19 protein-coding genes are annotated in these 20,421 nt (G+C 68.8%); 9 read left to right on the top strand and 10 right to left on the bottom strand.

The window, feature by feature from the left end; all coding sequences use genetic code 11:
* Positions 1–47: 47 nt before the first annotated feature.
* On the bottom strand, positions 48–1,436 hold the full coding sequence (locus tag AC3WOH_RS05965; RefSeq protein ID WP_492228457.1) for a phosphomannomutase/phosphoglucomutase: 1,389 nt from the start codon (positions 1,434–1,436) through the stop codon (positions 48–50).
* Between the two features lie 150 nt (positions 1,437–1,586).
* Between AC3WOH_RS05965 and AC3WOH_RS05960 the strand changes: the two genes are divergently transcribed.
* From AC3WOH_RS05960 to AC3WOH_RS05940, 5 genes are all read left to right on the top strand, one after another.
* Positions 1,587–3,176, top strand: coding sequence for a DNA-3-methyladenine glycosylase 2 family protein (locus AC3WOH_RS05960; RefSeq protein ID WP_492228456.1), 1,590 nt, complete (start codon positions 1,587–1,589; stop codon positions 3,174–3,176).
* A 59-nt stretch (positions 3,177–3,235) separates the two neighbouring features.
* On the top strand, positions 3,236–3,772 hold the full coding sequence (locus AC3WOH_RS05955) for a methylated-DNA--[protein]-cysteine S-methyltransferase (RefSeq protein ID WP_492228455.1): 537 nt from the start codon (positions 3,236–3,238) through the stop codon (positions 3,770–3,772).
* Entirely contained in the window at positions 3,769–4,695 is a 927-nt protein-coding gene (locus AC3WOH_RS05950) for a DMT family transporter (protein WP_492228454.1), read from the top strand. The genes AC3WOH_RS05955 and AC3WOH_RS05950 overlap by 4 nt, the downstream gene beginning before the upstream one ends.
* A 100-nt stretch (positions 4,696–4,795) precedes the next feature.
* On the top strand, positions 4,796–8,635 hold the full coding sequence (locus AC3WOH_RS05945; RefSeq protein ID WP_492228453.1) for a sensor domain-containing protein: 3,840 nt from the start codon (positions 4,796–4,798) through the stop codon (positions 8,633–8,635).
* 51 nt (positions 8,636–8,686) lie between these two features.
* Positions 8,687–9,187: a YcxB family protein gene (locus tag AC3WOH_RS05940; protein WP_492228452.1), complete on the top strand. Its 501-nt coding sequence runs from the start codon at positions 8,687–8,689 to the stop codon at positions 9,185–9,187.
* 15 nt (positions 9,188–9,202) lie between these two features.
* Here AC3WOH_RS05940 and AC3WOH_RS05935 read toward each other — a convergent pair whose 3' ends face one another.
* From AC3WOH_RS05935 to AC3WOH_RS05920, 4 genes are all read right to left on the bottom strand, one after another.
* Complete coding sequence (locus AC3WOH_RS05935; protein ID WP_492228451.1) at positions 9,203–11,098, bottom strand: propionate--CoA ligase; 1,896 nt, start codon at positions 11,096–11,098, stop codon at positions 9,203–9,205.
* Between the two features lie 102 nt (positions 11,099–11,200).
* On the bottom strand, positions 11,201–11,605 hold the full coding sequence (locus tag AC3WOH_RS05930) for a hypothetical protein (RefSeq protein ID WP_492228450.1): 405 nt from the start codon (positions 11,603–11,605) through the stop codon (positions 11,201–11,203).
* A 22-nt stretch (positions 11,606–11,627) separates the two neighbouring features.
* Positions 11,628–12,233 (bottom strand): isochorismatase family protein, encoded by a 606-nt coding sequence (locus tag AC3WOH_RS05925; RefSeq protein ID WP_492228449.1) that lies wholly within the window; start codon positions 12,231–12,233, stop codon positions 11,628–11,630.
* 62 nt (positions 12,234–12,295) lie between these two features.
* Positions 12,296–13,384 (bottom strand): PQQ-dependent sugar dehydrogenase, encoded by a 1,089-nt coding sequence (locus AC3WOH_RS05920; protein WP_492228448.1) that lies wholly within the window; start codon positions 13,382–13,384, stop codon positions 12,296–12,298.
* Between the two features lie 213 nt (positions 13,385–13,597).
* Here AC3WOH_RS05920 and AC3WOH_RS05915 point away from each other — a divergent pair, with 213 nt between their 5' ends.
* Positions 13,598–14,182 (top strand): C40 family peptidase, encoded by a 585-nt coding sequence (locus AC3WOH_RS05915; protein WP_492228555.1) that lies wholly within the window; start codon positions 13,598–13,600, stop codon positions 14,180–14,182.
* Positions 14,183–14,242: 60 nt separating this feature from the next.
* Here AC3WOH_RS05915 and AC3WOH_RS05910 read toward each other — a convergent pair whose 3' ends face one another.
* Complete coding sequence (locus AC3WOH_RS05910; RefSeq protein ID WP_492228447.1) at positions 14,243–14,632, bottom strand: hypothetical protein; 390 nt, start codon at positions 14,630–14,632, stop codon at positions 14,243–14,245.
* Between the two features lie 233 nt (positions 14,633–14,865).
* Here AC3WOH_RS05910 and AC3WOH_RS05905 point away from each other — a divergent pair, with 233 nt between their 5' ends.
* Both AC3WOH_RS05905 and AC3WOH_RS05900 read left to right on the top strand, forming a co-directional pair.
* Positions 14,866–15,114 (top strand): GlsB/YeaQ/YmgE family stress response membrane protein, encoded by a 249-nt coding sequence (locus tag AC3WOH_RS05905; RefSeq protein ID WP_184855914.1) that lies wholly within the window; start codon positions 14,866–14,868, stop codon positions 15,112–15,114.
* Positions 15,115–15,183: 69 nt separating this feature from the next.
* On the top strand, positions 15,184–15,687 hold the full coding sequence (locus AC3WOH_RS05900) for a hypothetical protein (protein WP_184855913.1): 504 nt from the start codon (positions 15,184–15,186) through the stop codon (positions 15,685–15,687).
* A gap of 5 nt (positions 15,688–15,692) precedes the next feature.
* Here the strand turns inward: AC3WOH_RS05900 and AC3WOH_RS05895 are convergent, their stop codons facing one another.
* The 3 genes from AC3WOH_RS05895 to AC3WOH_RS05885 are packed head-to-tail and all read right to left on the bottom strand — an operon-like array spanning position 15,693 to position 18,963.
* A complete protein-coding gene (locus tag AC3WOH_RS05895; protein ID WP_492228445.1) occupies positions 15,693–17,375 on the bottom strand; it encodes a tannase/feruloyl esterase family alpha/beta hydrolase in 1,683 nt (560 codons plus the stop codon).
* 50 nt (positions 17,376–17,425) lie between these two features.
* Complete coding sequence (locus AC3WOH_RS05890; protein WP_492228444.1) at positions 17,426–18,436, bottom strand: Bug family tripartite tricarboxylate transporter substrate binding protein; 1,011 nt, start codon at positions 18,434–18,436, stop codon at positions 17,426–17,428.
* 50 nt (positions 18,437–18,486) lie between these two features.
* Positions 18,487–18,963 carry a DUF3237 domain-containing protein gene (locus AC3WOH_RS05885; protein ID WP_492228443.1) on the bottom strand — a complete coding sequence of 159 codons (477 nt, stop codon included), beginning with the start codon at positions 18,961–18,963 and terminating at the stop codon, positions 18,487–18,489.
* Between the two features lie 121 nt (positions 18,964–19,084).
* On the opposite strand from AC3WOH_RS05885, the gene AC3WOH_RS05880 reads away from it, so the two are divergent.
* A complete protein-coding gene (locus AC3WOH_RS05880; RefSeq protein ID WP_492228442.1) occupies positions 19,085–19,936 on the top strand; it encodes a helix-turn-helix transcriptional regulator in 852 nt (283 codons plus the stop codon).
* Here the strand turns inward: AC3WOH_RS05880 and AC3WOH_RS05875 are convergent, their stop codons facing one another.
* Complete coding sequence (locus AC3WOH_RS05875) at positions 19,937–20,377, bottom strand: Lrp/AsnC family transcriptional regulator (RefSeq protein ID WP_492228441.1); 441 nt, start codon at positions 20,375–20,377, stop codon at positions 19,937–19,939.
* Positions 20,378–20,421 lie beyond the last annotated feature (44 nt).

Raw genomic sequence — 20,421 nt, 5'->3', positions numbered from 1 at the left:
TAGTCAAGGAAAGCGCGTTCGAAAAAGGAGGGGGACAGGCCCCGGACTCAGTGGGCGGCCGCGCCCAACTGCGCATCGGGCTTGACCTTGTGCAGCAGCGCCAGCATGGCGGCCTCGATGCGCGCAAGTGCCTCCTCGGTATGCCCCTCGAAGCGCAGCACCAGCACGGGGGTGGTGTTGCTCGCGCGGATCAGGCCGAAACCGTCTGGCCAGTCCACGCGCAGCCCGTCGATGGTGTTGACCTGGGCCGGCGCGCTGAAACTGCCGGCCGCCAGGCCTTGCAGCTCGGCCGTGAGGCGGTGCGGCTCGCCCTCGGCACAGGCCACATTGAGCTCGGGCGTCGAAAAGCTGGTGGGCAGCGCGTTGAGCACGGCGCTCGGGTCGGCGTGGCGGCTCAGGATTTCGAGCAGGCGGCAGCCGGCGTAAGTGCCGTCGTCGAAGCCGTACCAGCGCTCCTTGAAGAAGATGTGGCCGCTCATCTCGCCGCCCAGGGGCGAATCGAGCTCCTTCATGCGCGCCTTGATGAGCGAGTGGCCGGTCTTGAACATCACCGGCACACCGCCTGCAGCGGCAATGGCCGGTGCCAGGCGCTGGGTGCACTTCACGTCGAACAGAATGTTGCCGCCAGGCACGCGCGTGAGCACGTCCTGGGCGAACAGCATCATTTGCCGGTCGGGGAAGATGTTGGTGCCATCGCGCGTGACGATGCCCAGGCGGTCACCATCGCCGTCGAAGGCCAGGCCCAGCTCGGCATCGCTGCCCTGCAACGCGGCGATCAGGTCACGCAGGTTCTCGGGCTTGCTCGGGTCGGGATGGTGGTTGGGGAAATTGCCGTCCACCTCGGAAAACAGCTCGATCACCTCGCAGCCCAGGGCGCGGAAGATGGCGGGCGCTGTGGCACCGGCAATGCCGTTGCCGCAGTCGACCACGATCTTGAGCGGGCGCGTCAGCTTCACGTCACCCACGATCCGGTCGCGGTAGGCGGGCAGCACATCCACATGGCGCACGCTGCCACCGGCGGCGAGCTGCCAGCTTTCCTGCTCCATGGTGCGGCGCAGGGACTGGATCTCCTCGCCATAGATGGCACGGCCATTCAGGACCATCTTGAAGCCGTTGTAGTCGCGCGGGTTGTGGCTGCCGGTGACCTGGATGCCGCTGGTGCACAGGGTGCTGGCCGCAAAATACAGCAGGGGCGTGGTGACCATGCCCACGTCGATCACCTCGATGCCGGCTTCCACCAGCCCCTGGATCAGCGCGGCCGACATCGCCGGGCCGGACAGGCGGCCATCGCGGCCCACGGCGACCGTGGTCTGGCCTTCGGCACGGGCGGCAGAACCAAAGGCGCGGCCCAGGCCCAGGGCGACCTCTTCGTTCAGGGTGGTCGGCACGATGCCGCGGATGTCATAGGCTTTGAAAATGGCGGGCGTGGGTTGCACGTGGGGGGCCTTTGCAGTGAGCGTTGGAACAGAGCGCTGGATTGTAGGGGGCGCCCCCTGCAGCTCCAGGCAAGGATCGTAACCACGTTGGCAGGGGCATATGTCCGAAAACGGCCAGCCTGGATACAGGCGCGACCTATCATTCCCCCCATGTCCAGCCCCCTGCCCTCCCCCGGCCAGCCCACCATCACCACCGATACGGTGGCGGATGACGAAGGCCGCTACCTGGCCCTGCAGACCCGCGATGCCCGCTTCGATGGGCGCTTTTTCACGGGGGTGACCTCCACCGGCATCTACTGCAGGCCCGTGTGCTCGGTGCGCACGCCGCGGCGCGAGAACTGCCGCTTCTTCGCCATGGCGGCCCAGGCCGAGAGTGCGGGTTTTCGCCCCTGCCTGCGCTGCCGGCCCGAGATGGCCCCCCAGTCCCTGGCCTGGTCGACGCAGGACGCCTCGGACATCCTGGTGCGCGAGGCGGTGCGCCTGCTCGATGCGCCCGAGGGCTGGGCCCGCAACCCCGGCAACGATGGCCAGGGCGCCACCGTGGCCCGCCTGGCCGAGCGCCTGGGCGTGAGCGACCGGCACCTGCGCCGCATCTTCGAGGCGGCCCTGGGCGTCTCGCCACTGCAGTACCTGCAGACCCGACGCCTGCTCACGGCCAAGCAGTTGCTGACCGATACACCGCTGCCCATCACCCAGGTGGCGCTGTCCAGCGGCTTCGGCAGCGTACGCCGCTTCAATGCGGCCTTTGCCGAGCACTACGGTCTGAACCCCAGCCAGCTGCGCAAAAGCGGCAGTGCCCAAGGCGCCCCCCGCACGGGCACGCTGCGCCTGGCCTACCGCCCGCCGCTGGATGTACCGGCGCTGCTGGCCTTCTTCGAACGGCGCCGTTTTCTGGGGGTGGAATGGGTGCAGCAGGAAGGCGACGGCGCCCCCGCCCTGCGGCGCACGGTGCGCCTGTCCCCCGCCGTGACAGGGGCAACGGAGGTGACCGGCTGGCTCAGCGCGCGCTTCGACACCACCCGCCACCAGGTGCTGCTGCAGACCAGCGACAGCCTGTACCCGGTGCTGCCCGTGGTGATCGCCCGGGTGCGCGCCATGCTCGACCTGGACGCAGACCCCGGCGCCATCAATGCCGTGCTGCACCAGCGCTTTCCCGAAGGCGATGGCCTGCGCGTGCCTGGCGCCTTCGACGGCTTCGAGCTGGCCGTGCGTGCCGTGCTGGGCCAGCAGATCACCGTGGCCGCCGCCCGCACCCTGGGCCAGCGCCTGGTGGAGCGCCTGGGCGAGCCCATCGAGACGCCCTGGCCCGAACTGACCCGCCTTTTCCCCCCGCCCGCCGTGCTGGCCCGGGCCGAGGGCGACACCCTGGGCCAGATGGGCATCGTGCGCCAGCGGCAAGCCGCTATCGTGGCCCTGGCACAGGCGGTGGACAGCGGTGCCCTGGCCCTGCATGCGGGTGCCGACGTGGCCAGCACCACAGAGGCCCTGTGCGCCCTGCCCGGCATCGGCGACTGGACGGCGCAGTACATCGCCATGCGCGTGCTGCGCTGGCCCGACGCCTTCCCGGCTGGCGACGTGGCGCTGCACAAGGCCCTGGGCGTGCAGGGCCAGAAGCACCCGGCCCGCGCCGCCACCGAGGCCTCCGCCGCCTGGCGTCCCTGGCGCAGCTATGCCGTCTTGCGCGCCTGGGCGGAACTGCCCTTACCCGCAACGGCAGCCCGGCAGGCATCCCCCGCCTGACATGGCCACGGCCTATCTGCGCCTACAGCACCTGCATATATAGAGAGACCCCCGCTTCCATGCAATTCCATCCCGCCACGGTGCAAGCGCGCGCCGACTCCCCGCTGGGCGCCGTGCGCCTGGCGGCTTCTCCCCAGGGCTTGGTCGGCCTGTGGTTCGATGGCCAGCGGCACCAGCCCACGCCCCTGCTCGACGGCCCCGGTGCCTGGCCCGAGGTGAGCGGCCATGCCCTGATGCAGGAGGCCGCGGGCCAGTTGCAGCAGTTCCTGCGCAGCGAACGCCGCGCGTTCGAGCTGCCGCTGGACCTGTCGGGCGGCACCAGCTTCCAGCAGGAGGTCTGGCGCGCACTGCTGGCCATTGGCTGCGGCGCCACCTCCACCTATGGCGACCTGAGCCGGGCGCTGGGCCGCCCGCGCGCGGTGCGCGCCGTGGGCGCGGCCGTGGGACGCAACCCGATCAGCGTGGTCGTGCCCTGCCACCGTGTGCTGGGCGCCGACGGCAGCCTCACCGGCTATGCCGGCGGCCTGGAGCGCAAGGGCGCCTTGCTGGCCATCGAGGGCGCGCGCCCGCGCACGCTGGACCTGCTGGCAGCATGAGCGATTCCGCCACCCGCCCTGTCTCCGCCTGGATCGGCGAATTCGTCCTGCTGGCCTCGCTCTGGGGCGCCTCTTTCCTGTTCATGCGCATGGGCGCCTCGGAATTCGGGCCGCTGCCCACGGCCGGGCTGCGGGTGGCCGTGGCAACCGTGTTCCTCTGGCCCATCCTGCTGCGCCAGGGCCACTGGCCGGCGCTGCGCCAGCACTGGCGCCCCATCATGCTGGCCGGCATCATCAATTCGGCGATTCCGTTCGCGCTGTTTTCCTGGGCCGTGCTGCACATCGCCACAGGCCTGAGCTCCATCCTCAACGCCACCGTGCCCCTGTTTGGCGCGCTGATCGCCTGGGTGTGGCTGGGCGACCGCATCGGACGCCTGCGCTGGCTGGGCTTGGCGCTGGGATTCCTGGGGGTGGCCTTGCTGGCCTGGCGGGCCCCGGCCGGCACGGGCTTCAAGACCGACCAGGCCCACTGGGCCATCGGCGCCTGTCTGCTGGCATCGGCGTTCTATGGCCTGGCGGCCAGCTTCGCGCGCACCCATCTGGCGGGCATCCCGCCGCTGGCCACCGCCACGGGCAGCCAGTTGGGCGCCGCCCTCGGGCTGGCGCTGCCCACCCTCTGGCTGTGGCCGGCGCTGATGCCCGGCCTGCGCGCCTGGGCTGCCATCGTGGCCATGGCCGTGCTGTGCACGGGCATCGCCTACATCCTGTACTTTCGCCTCATCGCCCACGCGGGCCCGAGCCGGGCACTGGCCGTGACCTTTCTCACCCCGGTGTTCGCGGTGCTCTACGGCGCTTTGTTCCTGCAGGAGCGCATCACCCTGTGGATGCTGGGCTGCGCCGCGGTCATCGTCACCGGCACGCTGTTGTCAACCGGGCTTGTCAGGACGCGTGCACCGGCCTGGGGGGCTGCAGAACGGCCCTAAACTCGGCGCATGGTTCCCGCGCCGGTTTTTCATCTGCTTACATGCTTTACCGCAGGGCCCTGGCTGAACGCCTCGGCGCAGGGGGCCGACCACGGGCACCATGGCGCATAACACCCTGCTCGCCGGCAGCCTGTTGCTGCTGCTGACCGTCCTGGGCCTGGCCCTGCTGCCGCCCCGGGAGGTGCTGGCACCCTCCCGGCGCACCGAGTGGCTGGCCGGCCTGGCGGGGGGCCTGGTGTCGGCCGCCATGCTGGCCGTGCTCAACCTCCAGCCCAGCGGCACCGGCCTGGTGGCCTACCCCACGGCCACCGCCTTCGTGGCCCTGTGCTTCGGTGTGCGCGCCACCGCCCTGTGCGCCGGCCTGGCCTTTCTGGTGGCCACCTGGATCCAGGGCTCGCCCTCGCCCGCCGGGGCACTGGTACTGGTCGGTGCCTGGGCCTGCGGGGCCCTGTGGCGGCAGGTGGCACTCTACCGGGGCCAACGCAGCTGGCCGGAAATGCTGGGCCTGGCGCTGAGCCTGCCGGTGGTCAGCGGCCTGCTGCTCACGGCAGCGGGCGCGCAGGCGGAGACCCCCCTCGTCGCCAGTTGGTGGGAAAACCTGCCCTGGCAGCATGGCACCGGCATCCTGGTGCTGGGAAGCTGCCGCCTGCTGCTGATCAGCAAGGCCCGGTCGATGGATGCCGAGGAGTCGACCCACCGGGCCCTGGGTCAGCGCGAGCAGCAACTGCGCATGGCGCTCGACTCCCTGAACGGCGGGCGCTGGGAATGGGATGTGGACACGCGCCAGTTCCGCTGCGAAGGCAGCTTCTATGCGCAGTTCGGCCTGGGCGACGAGGCGCTCCAGTCACCGGACCTGTGGCAGCGCTGGTACGACCTGCGCCACCCGGTGGACCGGGAGCGCAATGCCGCCAAGCTCGCCCGCGCCATGGATGGGCTCGAAGACACCTACGAGGCCGAGTTCCGCGTGCGCGATACCACCGGCCGCTGGCGCTGGTTGATGTCGCGCGGCATGGTGTCCTTGCGCGACGCCGCGGGCAAGCCCCTGCGCCTGATCGGCATGGACGTGGACATCTCCGCCCACCGCGAGGCCCAGCAGGCGCTGCGCGACTCCGAGGCCAAGTACACCTCGTTCTACCAGACACTGCCCGACCCGGCGGGCATCAGCCGCGTCTCGGACGGCCGCTACGTCGATGTGAACCCGGCGTTCTGCGAGATGTTCGGTCTGCCCCACGACCAGGTCGTGGGCCGCACCTCGACCGAGCTCAGGATCTGGGCCAGCGACGGGGAGCGCAGGCGCCTGCTGGACGCCTACCAGCGCCACGGCAAGGTGGACCGCCTACCCCTGGTGGCCCAGCGGCGTGGCGTGCGCATCCCGGGACTGATGTCGGCACGGTCCGTGCTTGTGGATGGCGAAAACTGTTTTGTCTTCGTTTTCCACGACATGTCCGAGGCCCAACGCACCAGCGACGAGTTGCGCGCCCTCAACAGCCTGCTGCAGCAGGCGGGCCGGCTGGCGCGCCTGGGCGCCTGGGAAGACGTGCGCGGCAAGGGCCTGGTCTACTGGTCGGACGTGTGCTTCGACATCCACGGCATGCCGCCCGGCTCGCCCCTGCCGACCGATTACATCGACCGCATGGTGGCGCCCGCCTACCGCGAGACGCTGCGCAACCATTTCCGCTCCAGCATCCTCGATCGGGCCGAATGGAGCCTGGAGCTGGAGGTGATCCACGCCGATGGCCACCTGCTGTGGGTGCGCGCCCGGGGCGAGCCCGTCATCGAGAACGGCCGTGTGACGCGCGTGCGCGGGGTCATGCAGGACATCGACGCGGCCAGGCGCGCCACCGAGCGCCTGCGCCAGTCCGAAGAGCGCTTCTCGCGCATCTTCCAGCTCATGCCGTTCCCCATGGGGCTGTCGCGCCGCAGCGATGGCCAGTACCTGGACGTGAACCCGGCCTGGGAAACCCTGCTGGGCATACCACGCAGCGAGGCCGTGGGCCGCACCGCCGTGCAACTGGGCATCTTCACCCCCGAGGAGCGCCAGCAGCTGATACAGGCCTTCGAGCGCGGGGACCCCCAGACCAGCCACGAGGTGACGCTCAAGGCCCGCTCGGGCAGCCGGCTGACCGTGCTGCAGTCCATGCGCCCCATCGATTTCGATGGCGAGCCCTGCTGGCTGTTCTCGGTGCACGACATCACCGACCGCAAGCGCCAGGAAGAGCAGGTCCGAGAGCGCGAGGAGTTGCTGTCGCTGACCATCTCCGCTGCCTCGCTGGGCCTGTGGGACTGGGACCTGGAGCGCGGCACCATCACCGGCGACAGCCGCTGGGCAGCCATGCAGGGCAAGAACCCCGGCCCGATCGCCCAGACCTCGATGCAGTGGACCAGCGCGGTGGCGGCGGACGATATCGACCGCATCACGGCCGAAGTGGCGCGCCATGCGGCACGGCCGGCCACGCCGTTCGACGCGACCTGGAAGGTGCCCGCCCCGCACGAGGGCACGCGCTGGGTGCGCAACCTGGGCAAGATCGTGAGCTTTGGTGCAGGCGGCCAGCCCCAGCGCATGCTGGGCGTGGCGCTCGATGTGACGCCCCAGCGCGAGCAGGAGGTGCTGCTGCAGAAGCTGGCCCACTTCGACGCCCTGACCGGCCTGCCCAACCGCGTGCTGCTGGCGCGCCGGCTGCAGGAGTGCCTGGACCAGGCGCGCGAGCGCGGCACCCAGCTAGGCGTCGGCTACCTAGACCTCGATGGCTTCAAGCCCGTGAACGACCGCCTGGGCCATGGCGCCGGTGACCGCCTGCTGGTGATGGTGGCGGGCCGCCTGACACGCGCCCTGCGCCCCGGCGACAGCGTGGCCCGCCTGGGCGGCGACGAGTTCGTGATGCTGCTGCCCGACCTGGCCGACACCGCCGAATGCGAACGCATGCTCTCGCGGGTGATGGAGAACATCTCCGCCCCCTACGCGCTCGATACCGAGCGCGTGGTCGTCACCGCCAGCATCGGCTACACGGTGTTCCCGCTGGACGAGGCCGATGCCGACACCCTGCTGCGCCATGCCGACCAGGCCATGTACGCAGCCAAGCAGGCCGGGCGCAACCGCTTCCACCAGTTCGATGCCGCGCAGGAGCGGGCCCTGGTGGCCCAGCGCGAGCAGGGCAAGCACCTGCAGGAGGCCATCGCGGGCGCCCAGTTCATCCTGCACCTGCAGCCCAAAGTGGACATGCGCAGCGGCGCGGTCGTGGGCGCCGAGGCCCTGTCCCGCTGGCAGCACCCCGAGCGTGGCCTGCTGCCGCCCGGCGCCTTCCTGCCACTGCTGGAGGGCACCGAACTCGAGATCGGTTTTGGCCAGTGGGTGGTCGGGGCGGCGCTGGACCTGCTCAGGCAGCTCAACGGCCATGGCCTGGCCCTGCCCCTGAGCATCAACATCTCAGCCCTGCACCTGCAGCACCCCGGCTTTGCCGACTGGATGGCCCGGATGCTGGCCGAGCGCCCCGACATCGATGCGCGCCAGGTCGAGATCGAGATCACCGAAAGCGCCGCGCTCTACGACATCAGTGCGGTGGCGGCCACGCTGACCCGGCTGCGCGAACTCGGCGTGAGCGTGTCGCTCGACGACTTCGGCACCGGCTATTCGTCGCTGACCTACCTGCGCCGCCTGCCCATGGACACGCTCAAGATCGATCAGAGCTTCGTGCACGGCATGATGGGCGACCCGGGTGACCTGGCCATCGTGCAGGGCGTGATCGGCCTGGCACGCTCCTTCGGCTACCGCGTGATCGCCGAGGGCGTGGAAACCATCGAGCAGGGCCAGATGCTGCAACAGCTGGGCTGCGCCCAGGCCCAGGGCTACTGCATTGCCCGGCCCATGGCGCTCGCGCAGTTCGTGGAGTGGGCTGCCCAGTGGCAGACGCCAGCGGGCTGGCAGCGTTCGCGGCCACACTGAGCACCGCCGCCGCACGCGGTGGCACACTGCAGCCCTTTGCGCTGCGATCCCATGCCCCTGGAAACCACCCTGCACTACACGCCCGATCTGGTGCGCCATGCCGTCCTCTGCTTCTGGCGCCGTTCGGTGGGGCTGCGCACGGTGCTCGTGACCGGGGCCATGCTGCTGTGGCTGGGCGTGCTGCTCGCGCAGGGCGACCGCTCCTGGCAGGTCGGCGTGGTCGGCACGGCCGTGGCCATCAGCGTGCTGGTGGGCATGATGGTCTATGCCGTGCACTACCGCAACGCCATGGCCAAGCTGCGCGACATGGGCGGCACGGCCCGGGCCGCGCTGCGCACGAAGGAGGAACACTTCACGCTCACTTCGCAGGCAGGCCAGGCCACCCTGCCCTGGCGCAGCGTGAAGGAGGTCTGGCAGTTCGAGCGCGTCTGGCTGCTGCTGTTCTCTCCCGCGCAGTTCAGCACCCTGCCCGTGGCCGACCTTCCGCCCGAGATGCAGGACTTCATCGAGACCCACGTGCGCGCTGCCAGCGGCAAGGTCCGCCGGCTCTGAAGCGGGCGACCCGCGCTATCCCACCAGTTCCCGCACCTGCTGCAGCGCAGCCGGGTCTTCCATGGTGGTCAGGTCGCCCGGGTCGCGCCGCTCGGCCACGGCCTGCAGGGCGCGGCGCAGCAGCTTGCCGCTGCGCGTCTTGGGCAGCACGGTGACGAAGTGCACGCGCGAGGGCCGGGCCACGGCGCCCAGCTGCTGGTCCACCCGCTGCATGACCTCGCCCTCGAGCTTGAGGCGTGCAGCCGGCTCGCCCAGCCCGCTGGCATCGCGCGCCACGGCGAAGGCCATGGCCACCTGGCCCTTGAGCGCATCGGCCACGCCCACCACGGCCACCTCGGCGATGTTGGGGTGCGAGGCGATGCTCTCCTCGATCTCGCGCGTGCCCAGGCGGTGGCCGGCCACGTTGATCACGTCGTCCGTGCGGCCCAGGATGAAGTGGTAGCCGTCGGCATCGCGGATGCCCCAGTCGAAGGTGCTGTAGATGAGCTTGCCCGGGATGCTCTTCCAGTAGGTGTTCACAAAACGCGCATCGTCGCGCCACACGGTCTGCATGCAGCCGGGCGGCAGCGGCCCTTCGATGGCGACCACGCCCTTCTGGTTCGCACCGGTCAGTTCCTCGCCCGTGGATTCATCGATCAGCTTCACGGCATAGCCGTACATGGCCTTGCCGGGGCTGCCGAAGCGCGTGGTCTGCGGCTCCACGCCATTGGCCAGCGTGAGGATGGGCCAGCCAGTCTCGGTCTGCCAGTAGTTGTCGATGATGGGCACCTGCAGCGCATCGCTGATCCACTGCGCCGTCGGCTCGTCCAGCGGCTCGCCAGCCAGCCACAGGGCCTTGAGGCTGCTCACGTCGTACTTGCGCAGCCAGCTTGCGTCCTGCTTCTTGAGCACGCGCACGGCCGTGGGGGCCGAGAACATGTGCGTCACCCGGTATTTCTCGACGATGCTCCACCACACGCCCGCATCGGGGCGGATGGGCAGGCCCTCGTACAGGATGGTCGTCATGCCCGCGATCAGCGGGCCATAGACGATGTAGCTGTGCCCCACCACCCAGCCGATGTCGCTGGTGGCGAAGTAGGTGTCGCCCGGCTTCGCATCGAAGATGTGCTGCATGCTGGCCGCCAGCGCCACGGCGTAGCCACCGGTGTCGCGCTGCACGCCCTTGGGCTTGCCAGTGGTGCCGCTGGTATACAGGGTGTAGCTGGGGTGGGTGGCGTCCACCCATTCGCAGGGCACGCTGGCATCGAGGTGCTGGGCGCGCAGGGCGGCCCAGTCGTGGTCGCGCCCCGGGTGCAGCTGCATGGGCGCCATGCCCCGGTTGACCATGAGCACCGCGGCTGGCTTGTGGCGCGACTGGGCAATGGCCTCGTCGAGCAGCGGCTTGTAGGGCACGACCTTGCCGCCGCGCGATCCCGCGTCGGCGCTGACGACGGCCACGGGTTCGGCATCCTCGATGCGCGAAGCCAGCGAGCCCGAGGCAAAGCCGCCGAACACCACCGAATGCAGGGCCCCGATGCGCGTGCAGGCCAGCATGGCGAACGCCGCCTCGGCCACCATGGGCATGTAGATCAGCACGCGGTCGCCCTTCTTCACGCCCAGGGCCAGCAGCACAGCCGCCATGCGCTGCACTTCGGCATGCAGCTCGGCAAAGCTGTAGCTGCGCTCGCTGTCCGTCTCGGTGGAGATGGCCACCAGGGCCGGCTGGTCGGCACGCTCGGCCAGGTGCCGGTCCACCGCGTTGTGGCACAGGTTGGTGGTGCCGCCCGCATACCAGCGGGCGAACGGGGGGTTGCTGTAATCGCAGATCTGGGCGGGCGGCGTCTGCCAGTCGATGAGCCGGGCCTGCTCGGCCCAGAAGGCCTCAGGCTGGTCGATGGATTGGCGGTAGAAATCTGCGTAGCGTGTTGTCATGGTTTGTCTCCAGCATCTCGTCTGCGCCCCCTCGGGAGGCGCATTTCTGAATTCATAATTATTCATGACGGGCTTGCGGGAAGCTGACGCGCATACCGATGCTCAGGGCACCTGGCCTTCCAGGCGCTCTCGCACCCGCTTGCTCGGGTCCTGCAGCAGCAGGCGCAACAGATCGGACCGCAGGGGATCGGCCAAGTCCTCGACCTCGCAGGCCACCCGGAACCGCACCGTGGCGCTGCGATGGGCCGCGAGCTCGGTCCACAACTGCTGCGTGGCCGGATACCCTGCACCCAATTTGCGCAGCCAACTGGCGGCCGACTCCCAGGTGCCCGACTTGCCCTCGACCAGGGCCGTGCGCAAGCAGGCCAGCACCGCTTCTTCGGAGCCCTGCCCTTCGAGCAGGTCATGGACCGCATCGATCACAGCCACCAGCACGGCGGCTTTTTCCGGGGATCCGACGAAACGCACCGCATGCGCGACCTCATGGGCGCGGCCAAAGGTGAACACGGTGCGCGCCTGTGCCAGCCGCTTATTTGATCAGCGCCAGCACATCCTTGAAATCGGGGTGCTCACAGCTGCCCAGCCATTCGAAGGCCACCATTTCCGTCGTGACCAGTTCGGCCCCCGCGCCGGCCAGGCGGTCGAAGGCGGCGTCGCGGTTGCGGTCGGTGCGCGAGCCGCAGGCGTCGGTCACGACCCAGACCTCGAACTCGTCTTCGATCAGGTCCAACGCGGTCTGCAGCAGGCAGACATGGGCCTCGCAGCCGGCGATCACGATGGTGCCGCGCTCGGGCGCCTGCTGGGCGGGTTTCTGCAGGTGCTTGGGCAGGCTGCGCGCATTGCCGCCCTGCTGGGGCTTGGCAGGGGGTCGCAACCATTCGCCCAGGCCTTCTTCGGCCGCGCTGAAATGCATCTTGGCCAGGGTGCGCTGGCACAGGGCGCGCAGGGCCGCATCGTTGGGGCCCAGGCGCGAAGGGTTCTGCTCCGTGCCCCAGACCGGCACCTCCAGCAGCTGCGCAATCTGGGCCAGGCGGCGCGCATTGGCCAGCACGGCAGCGCCGTCGGCAATGGCGGGCATCAGGCGTTCCTGGTAGTCCACCAGGACGAGTTGGGATTCGGAGGCGTCGAGCAGCATGGGCGGTACGGGAATTCAATGGGAATGCCCGATTGTCGCAGCCCTGCTGCCCGGCAGTAGCTTCAGCTCGCCGGTGCCAGCCGCAGCAGCCGCCCCTGGGGGCTGTCGGTGACCAGGTAAAGAAAGCCGTCGGGGCCCTGGCGCACGTCGCGGATGCGCTCGTTGTTGTTCGGCAGCAGCTTTTCTTCACGCTGCACCTTGCCGTTCGCTACCTCCAGCCGGTGCAGCTTGCCGAACTTGAGCGAGCCCACGAACAGGCTGCCGCGCCAGGCGGCGCCGTAGCGGTCGCTGGTCAGAAAGGCCATGCCCGAGGGCGCGATGGAGGGCACCCAGTAGTGCAGCGGCTGCTCCATGCCGGCCTTGGCCGTGCCCTCGCCCACCTTGCCGCCGCCGTAGTTCTCGCCATAGGTAATCACCGGCCAGCCGTAATTGCGGCCCGGCTGGGGCAGGTTGATCTCGTCGCCACCCTGCGGGCCGTGCTCGTGCATCCACAGCTTGCCGTCGGGAGCGAGCGTCGCACCCTGGGCATTGCGATGGCCGTAGCTCCAGATCTCTGGCAAGGCGCCGGCGCGCTCGCGGAACGGATTGTCGGCCGGTACCGCGCCATCGGCCGTGATGCGCACGATCTTGCCATGGTGGTTGTCGAGCTTTTGCGCATCGTCCTTGCGGTGGTAGCGCTCGCCCAGCGCCAGGAACAGGTTGCCGTCAGGGGCCTGCACGATGCGACAGCCGAAGTGCAGGTTGCTCGCCACCTTGGGCTTCTGGCTGAAGATGACCTTCACATCCTGCAGCGAACGGTTGTCGGGAGCCAGGGTGGCGCGTGCCAAGGCCGTGCTGTTGTCCGAAGTGCCGGCCGCGCCGGGCTCCGAGTAGCAAAAGAAGATGCGCCGGTTCCTGGCAAAGTCGGCGTCGGTCACCACGTCCAGCAGGCCGCCCTGCCCTCCGGCAGCAATGCTGGGCAGACCGGCCAGAGCGGGCCCCAGTTGGCCATCGGCTTCGACCACCCGCATGCGGCCGGGCCGCTCGGTGACCAGGAAGCGGCCTTCGGGCAGGAAGGCCACGGCCCAGGGATTCACCAGGCCGGTGGCCACTGACGCCAAGGTGACAGCAGGTGCCGCGGGCGCAGCGGCCTGCGCATGGGCAGCCCCCATGCCCCCACCCGCTATGGAAAAAAGAGCAAGAAACCCCACGGCACGCGCAGAAACGCGGCTTTTCGATGTCAGATACATGTCAGCCTTGGTGGACCTGGGTTCCATGCAACCCACTGGTATAAGGGAGCGGCACAGGCAAGTCCAGCCCCCTCATGGAGGCATACGTGACTTCCCTCACAAAACAGGCAATTTAGCGTGGTACCCTTCGCCCCCATGTCCAAATGGTTTTGCACCCTCCTCCTGGCTTGCGCTGTCAGCGCACAGGCTGCACCATCCACCGAAAAGGCGGATGACATGGAAAAAATCCTGATGGACAAGGGCCTCTTGTCCCAGCTCAGGGACATGCAGCACACCGTGGCCGACAAGGCCCACACGGTGGCGGACAAGGCGTCCGACCTCGTGGGCAATGCCATGGGATTCCTCGGCGTCCGCTACAAGCGCGGCGGCAACAGTGCCGAAACCGGGTTCGACTGCAGCGGTTTCGTCCGTGCGATCTACGAGCAGACGGTCGGGCTGTTGCTGCCCCGCCGGGCCGACCAGCAGGCCGCCACCACCACGGTGATCGACAAGAAGGAACTCCAGCCGGGTGACTTGGTGTTCTTCAACACCATGCGCCGGGCGTTCAGCCACGTGGGCATTTATGTGGGTGACGGCAAATTCATTCACTCTCCTCGCAGTGGATCGGAAGTCCGGGTGGAAGACATGCGCCAGACCTACTGGCAGCGCCGCTTCGATGGCGCCCGCCGCGTCACGCCCGCAGCCACGGCCGTCGAGACAAGCACCACCGCCGCCAAGTAAGCCGCACCACCGGCGACAGGCACCACCAAGCGCGCCCTGGGCGCGCTTTGCTTTGCACACTCATGGCTTGACCACGTAGGTGCTTTCGGTGCTGCGGATGGGCCCGCCCGTCACATTCACGGGCCGGGCACTCGGGTTGCGCAGGAACTCCTTGGCGGCCGCCATGTCGGCCTGGTAGCGGGCCCGGGCCTGGGCTTCGCAGGAGCGGCGCTCGGCACCCGCCAAGGCACGGCATTCCTCCAGCGCGACCTTCATGCCGCCGCCGGCCTCACGGATCGCCGTGTTGTAACGCTGCTGTGGCGTCATGTCGGCCACGGCGCCGCGCTGCAGCGAGGCCTCGTCACCCTGGGCAAATGCCATCGATGGCGACGCCGCCAGCACTCCGGCAACGAGTGCGAGGGCCGCCACGAAGGATGTGGGCCCCTTGGAAGGGATCAAGGGTGGGCGCATGCTGTGCTCCTTCGAACTGCTTTTGGGCATGTCACTGACTCTAGCCACTGCGCGGGCCGGCCGTGATCAGCGGCACGCGCACACCCTTGTGCGGCGCGTCCTACATGGCCGGGGACAATGTCAACAACTGCGAGCGGTGGATCCAATGCATGCTGTCCGACAGACGGAGGTCCAGCACCCGGCTACAGTCGGGCCATTCCTTCTTTCACCTTTCACACAAAGCGACAAAAACCATGTTCTCACTGATAGGAACGCTGCTGATCGGACTGGTCGTGGGCTTCATCGCGCGCGCCATCAAACCCGGAAACGACTCCATGGGCTGGATCATGACCGCCCTGCTGGGCGTGGCGGGATCGTTCCTGGCCAGTTATGTGGGCGTGGCCATGGGGTGGTACCAGCAGGGCGATGCGGCGGGCTGGATCGCCTCCATCCTGGGCTCCATCGTGCTGCTGTTCATCTACGGGCTGATCAAGAAAAATTGAGCACCGGCCGGTTGCGTTGACGCCATGTGGCCCCAGATCACGTCAAACCCGACCTTGAGGATGTGACCGATGCCCACTGCCCGACAAATGGCTGCCGATGACCCTGCCATGGCTGCTGCCGTTCAGCGCAGCCGGCGCCTGCTGCACCGCCGCGCCCTGGTGGCCGCCGCCGCCAGCACCGTGCCCGTGCCGGGCCTGGACTGGGCCGTGGACGCGGCCCTCCTGTCGCGCCTGTTGCCACAGATCAGCTCGGAGTTCGGCCTGTCGGCGCAGCAACTCGACCAGCTCGACCCCGAGAAACGCGAAAAGGTGCAAAAGGCCGTGGCGCTGGTCGGCTCGGTACTGATCGGCAAGCTCATCACCCAGGAACTGGTGCTGCGCGCCGCCCGCACCGTGGGCGTGCGCCTGACCACCAAGCAACTGGCCAAGTACGTGCCCATCGCCGGGCAGGCGGTGTCTGCCGCCATCGGCTACGCCACGCTGCGCTACCTGGGCGAGCAGCACATGCGCGACTGCATCCGCGTGGTGCAGGAGGCGCAGCTGCAGCTGCCCGCCCCTGCCACCAAGGGCTGATCCATTCAATCCGTTGAACAGACAAAGCTGGCAGCGTCCTCCACGCTGCCCGATCCCTTGTACTTGGCGAACTTCGGGTAGGCGCACAGCGGCCGGGTGCGGTTCGGGTAGTCCGCCTGCGTGGGCAGCGCCTTCGCAGCAATGGTGTCGGGCGCAATGCCCTTTTCCACCCAGTCGACCATGGTCTGGATTGAGTCGAAGCTGTCCGTGGCCGGGCCGCCCGAGCAGTGGTTCATGCCGGGCACCAGGAAGGTGCGTGCAAAGCCCTGCGTCGTGGCCATGCCGCCATTGTTGGCCGCGAGCCGCTCGTAGTAGTCCACCGTGTCCTTGGCCGAGAAGATCGGGTCCGACATGCCGTGGATGAACAGCAGCTTGCCGCCGCGCTGGCGGTAGGCCGTGAGCTTGTCGTCCGCATAGGTGTCATAGATTGCCGAGTAAGCCGCCATGCGTGCCGGGTCGGTGTCGAAATTGAAGGCCAGCGGGTTGAACGTGAGGTCCGGCGGCGTGAAGAACTCGTTGATGAGCGCATCCACCATCAGCGTGATGTAGCGTGCATCGGGCGTGGCCGTGGTCGAGCTGCCCAGCGTCCAGGCGCGCCAGCCCGGCGCGGCCAGGCCCGGATCCCAGGGCTGGCCGGCGTAGAGCGCCTGCCCGGCCGAATTGCGCGGGCCGGAAAAGACCTTGCTCAGGGCGCCCACCTGGGCGGCAGACAGGCAATCCGCTCCCTTCGCTCCGCTGCACTGCAAAACCGCAGGGTTGAACTGGCAGGCCTTGGTGTTGTTGACCATGCCGTCCACCACCCCATCGGCCGCATCGCACGAGGACTTCACCGCATTGGCGACCAGGTTCAGGTCGGCATTGCTGAAGGCCTGCGAGAGAATGCGGTTGCCCGCGGCGTCCTGCGGTGCGATGGCGTTGAAGGCAATGGTGTTCCACATCGCGGCCACCGTGGCGCCGCTCGACACGCGCATGGCCGGCGCCCCGGCCGTGATGGCGTCGAAGTAATCTGGAAAGCGCTGCGAGAACACCATGCCCTGGCGCCCGCCGCCCGAGCAGCCCGAGAAGTACGAGCGGTCGGGCTTGCGGCCATAGTGCGTGGCGATCAGCGACTTGGAGGCCACGGCCGTCTTGTCGTAGGAGTTGTAGGCATGGTCGGTGCGTGCCTGCGGGTCGGCGCCGAAGCTCGCCGTGGTGCCACTGTGCCCCGCATCCGTGGAGACCACGGCAAAGCCCTGGCCCAGCGGCGAGGGGGTCCCGCCCGAGATGCTGGAGCTGAGCGAGGTGTCGCGCAGGATGCCGTCGTTGCCGCCGCCGCCGATGAACAGGAAGCGGCCGTTCCAGTTGTCCGGCAGGCTCAGCTGGAAGCCGATGGCGTAGTTCTTGCCATCCACCCCGACGCGCGGGTTGATGCTGCCCGTGACCACGCAGTGGCCCGGCAGGAAGGTGCCCGTGGCCGCGCCGCCCGGGCGTTTGGTGTCGGGGGGCACATAGCTGGTCGCAAGCTGGGTGGCCGCCAGCTTGGCGCTGGCCACCAGGTTGGTACATGCTGCCGCATAGGCGCCGTTGGCCGGCGGCCAGACAGGCCCATCGTTGCTGCCGCCGCAGGCGGCCAGGGCGATGGGCAGCAGCACGGCGGCGGGCAGCGCTGCGCGGCGCACGGCACGCGTGCGCAAGGGGATGGATGGCATGGTTTGTCTCCTGGGGTGTTGTGGTGGTTCTGGGTAGGGCCCTGCCCGGCTCAATCGGCCTTGAAACCCGTGGCGGCGACGGCCTTGCCCCAGGTCACCGTATCGGCAGCGATGACCTTGGCGAACTCCTGCGACCCGGTGCCTGTCACGCGAAAACCGGCCTCTTCCATCTTGGCCTTGCCCTCGGGCGACTGCACGGCCCTGACGATGTCGGCACTCAGCTTGGCCACGATCTCGGGCGGGGTCTTGGCGGGCGCCACGATGCCGAACCAGGACGAGAACTCCAGGTTGGCGTAGCCCTGCTCCTTGATGGTGGGCACCTCGGGCAGCGCATTGGTGCGCGTGGCGCCGGTGCTGCCCAGGGCCGCCAGCTTGCCAGCCTTCACATTGGGGGCGGCCAGGCCCACGCTGGCGAACACGCCCTGCACGTCGCCGCTGAACAGGCCGCCCAGCGCATCGGTGGTGTTCTTGTAGTGCACGGGCTCGGGCTTGAGCTGCACCGCGTCACCGAACATGAAGGCGCCGAAATGCCCCGGTGTTCCCGCGCCAAAGGTGGCCAGGAACAGGCCCTTTTGCTGCTTGGTCCACTCCACGAAGTCCTTGACGTTGCGCGCCGGCACCTTCTGCGGGTTGACCAGCAGCACGAAGTCGGAGGTGACCACCTGGCTCACCGCCACGAAGTCCTTTTGCGGCGAATACGGCAGCTTGCTGTAGCTGCTCGGTGCAATGCTCAGCTGGCCGGTCTCGCCCAGCATCAGCGTGTAGCCATCGGGCTGGGCGCGCGCCGCCTCGGTGGCGGCGATCAAGCCGCCCGCGCCGGGTTTGTTGTCCACGATCACGCCCTGGTTGCCCCAGGCCTCGGAGAGCTTTTGCGCCAGTAGCCGCGCCACGATGTCCGGCCCGGTACCGGCCGGAAAGCCCACGATGATGCGCACGGGCTTGTTCGGGTAGCCGGTGGCGGCATTCTGGGCCTGGGCGCCGGCCCAGGGCGCCAGGCCCGCCACGACGGCGGCGGCCAGCAATGCGCGCCGCACGGGGGTGATGGAAGTCTTTTTCGTCATGCTTGTCTCCAGGGGTTCTTGTGAGGAAAGTCGGGAAAGGGGAAAAAATCTCAGGCCAGCTCGAAGAAGCGCATGGCCACGGCATCGGGGTAGCGCGCGCCGGAGCCCACGAACATGCGCTCGGCGATCCAGGCCAGTGCGGGCGAAGCGGTCTCGAAGCTCGGGCTGCAGCGGAAATAGATCTGCCCCGGGTCCACCGGCTCGCCGCGCACCAAGCGCGCGATCAGCTCGGGCGGGCCCGAGCGCACGGCCCGGTTCTGCACGTAGATGAAATCGCCGCCATCGGTCTCGAGCACATAGCGGGCATCGAGCTCGGAAAGCCGCTCGTTCACGATGAGCTGGAAGTCGGCACCGCCAGGCAGCACCCGGGCCGTCCAGCCCTCGCCCGTGGCCGTGCCGCCGGTGATGGGGATGAGGCGCCGCAGGCCATGGGCGGTATGGCCCACTTCCTGGGGCACGCCCACCTGCACGCGCAGGTCGGCAAAGAATTTCAGGCGGGGTTCGGGCAGGGACGACAGCTCGGGCATGGGGGTTCTTCACGGAAAAATTAGTTATGAACCTAGCGTAAATCCGGTTGTGCCCGGGGCCTGTCATCCCTGAGGATGACAGCGCGATGACACGGATCTTTTCCACCCTCACCCCAAGCCCATGAGGCAATGGCTTCCCTCTTCTCCCCCTGCAGCGCAAGGCCACGGTAGCCTGGCCGTGGCGGGCATGGTGCAGCGCCTGGGCGAGCCGGGCTTTGCCGGCGGACTGCTCGAAGAACTGGCCCCCGTGCTGCCCGCAGCCTCGTGGTCGGTGTACCGCACGGGCCAGCGCTGCAAGCCCACCCTGTTCATGTCGGCCAGCCGGGGCGTGCCCGACACCACGCAGGACTGCTGGTGGGCCTACCTGTCAGGGCCGTACCGCCAGGACCGCACCTGGGGCCGTGCGTTTGAAGACGCGCCCGCCGAGCCGCTGACCCGCCTGTGCCACGTGGCGGCCAGCGAGGTCGAGGGCGAGCACCGCGCCCGCGTGTACGAGGCGCACGGCGTGGCCGAGCGCGTCTCGGTGGTCGACTATGAAAGCGACGGCTCGGTCTTCGCCGTCAATTTCTACCGCCACCAGCACCAGGCAGCGTTCCGCGACAGCCAGATCAGCGACTTCGAGGCCCTGGCCCCGGTGCTGCTGGCCCTGGCGCGCAAGCACATTGCGCTGGCGCGTCCGGCGGCCCTGCCCCTCGTGCAGGAGCATGCGGGTGTGGACGAGGTGCTGCCTGCCCTGGCCACCCTGCCCCAGGGGGTGCCGGCCTTGCGCGAGCGCCTGCTGCGCCTGCAACCCGACCTCACGGACCGCGAACTCGACGTCTGCGCCCGCGTGCTGCAGGGCATGACGCACGAGGGCATCGCGGCCGACCTGGGCCTGGGCGTGCCCACGGTCAAGACTTACCGCAACCGCGCCTTCGCGCGCATGGGCATCCACTTTCGCAACGAGCTGTTCGCGAAGGTACTGGGCCGCTGACTACCCCGGTGTGAACGGCGGCGGCCGGCGCCGTATGGTCTGCGCCTTGACCACCGCGGTGCTGGTCTCGGCCTTGTCGGCGATGCGGTCGAGCACGCTGTCGAGCTGCTCGATGGAGCGCACATAGACCCGCGCGATGAAGCAATCGTCGCCCGTCACCTTGTCGCACTCGCAAAACTCTGGGGTGTCGCGTACCAGTTGCTCCACGGCGGCCAGTTGCCCCGGCAGCGGCTTGATGCGCACGATGGCCTGCAGCTGGTAGCCCAGGGCCCTGGGCTCGATGTCGAGCGTGAAGGCGCGGATCACGCCACGCTCTTCCAGCCGGCGCAGCCGCTCCGACACGCTGGGCGCCGAGAGGCCCACGCGCTCGGCCAGCAGCTTGAGCGAGGTGCGGGCGTCCGCATGCAGCACGGCAAGAATGGATTGATCAATCGCGTCCATGGAAAATTTCTCCAAATTCAATCCGCACCTTGAATTATGAGGAG

Source organism: Acidovorax sp. FW305-C-20-28 (assembly GCF_058783375.1).
This window is presented reverse-complemented; position numbering and strand designations above follow the sequence as displayed.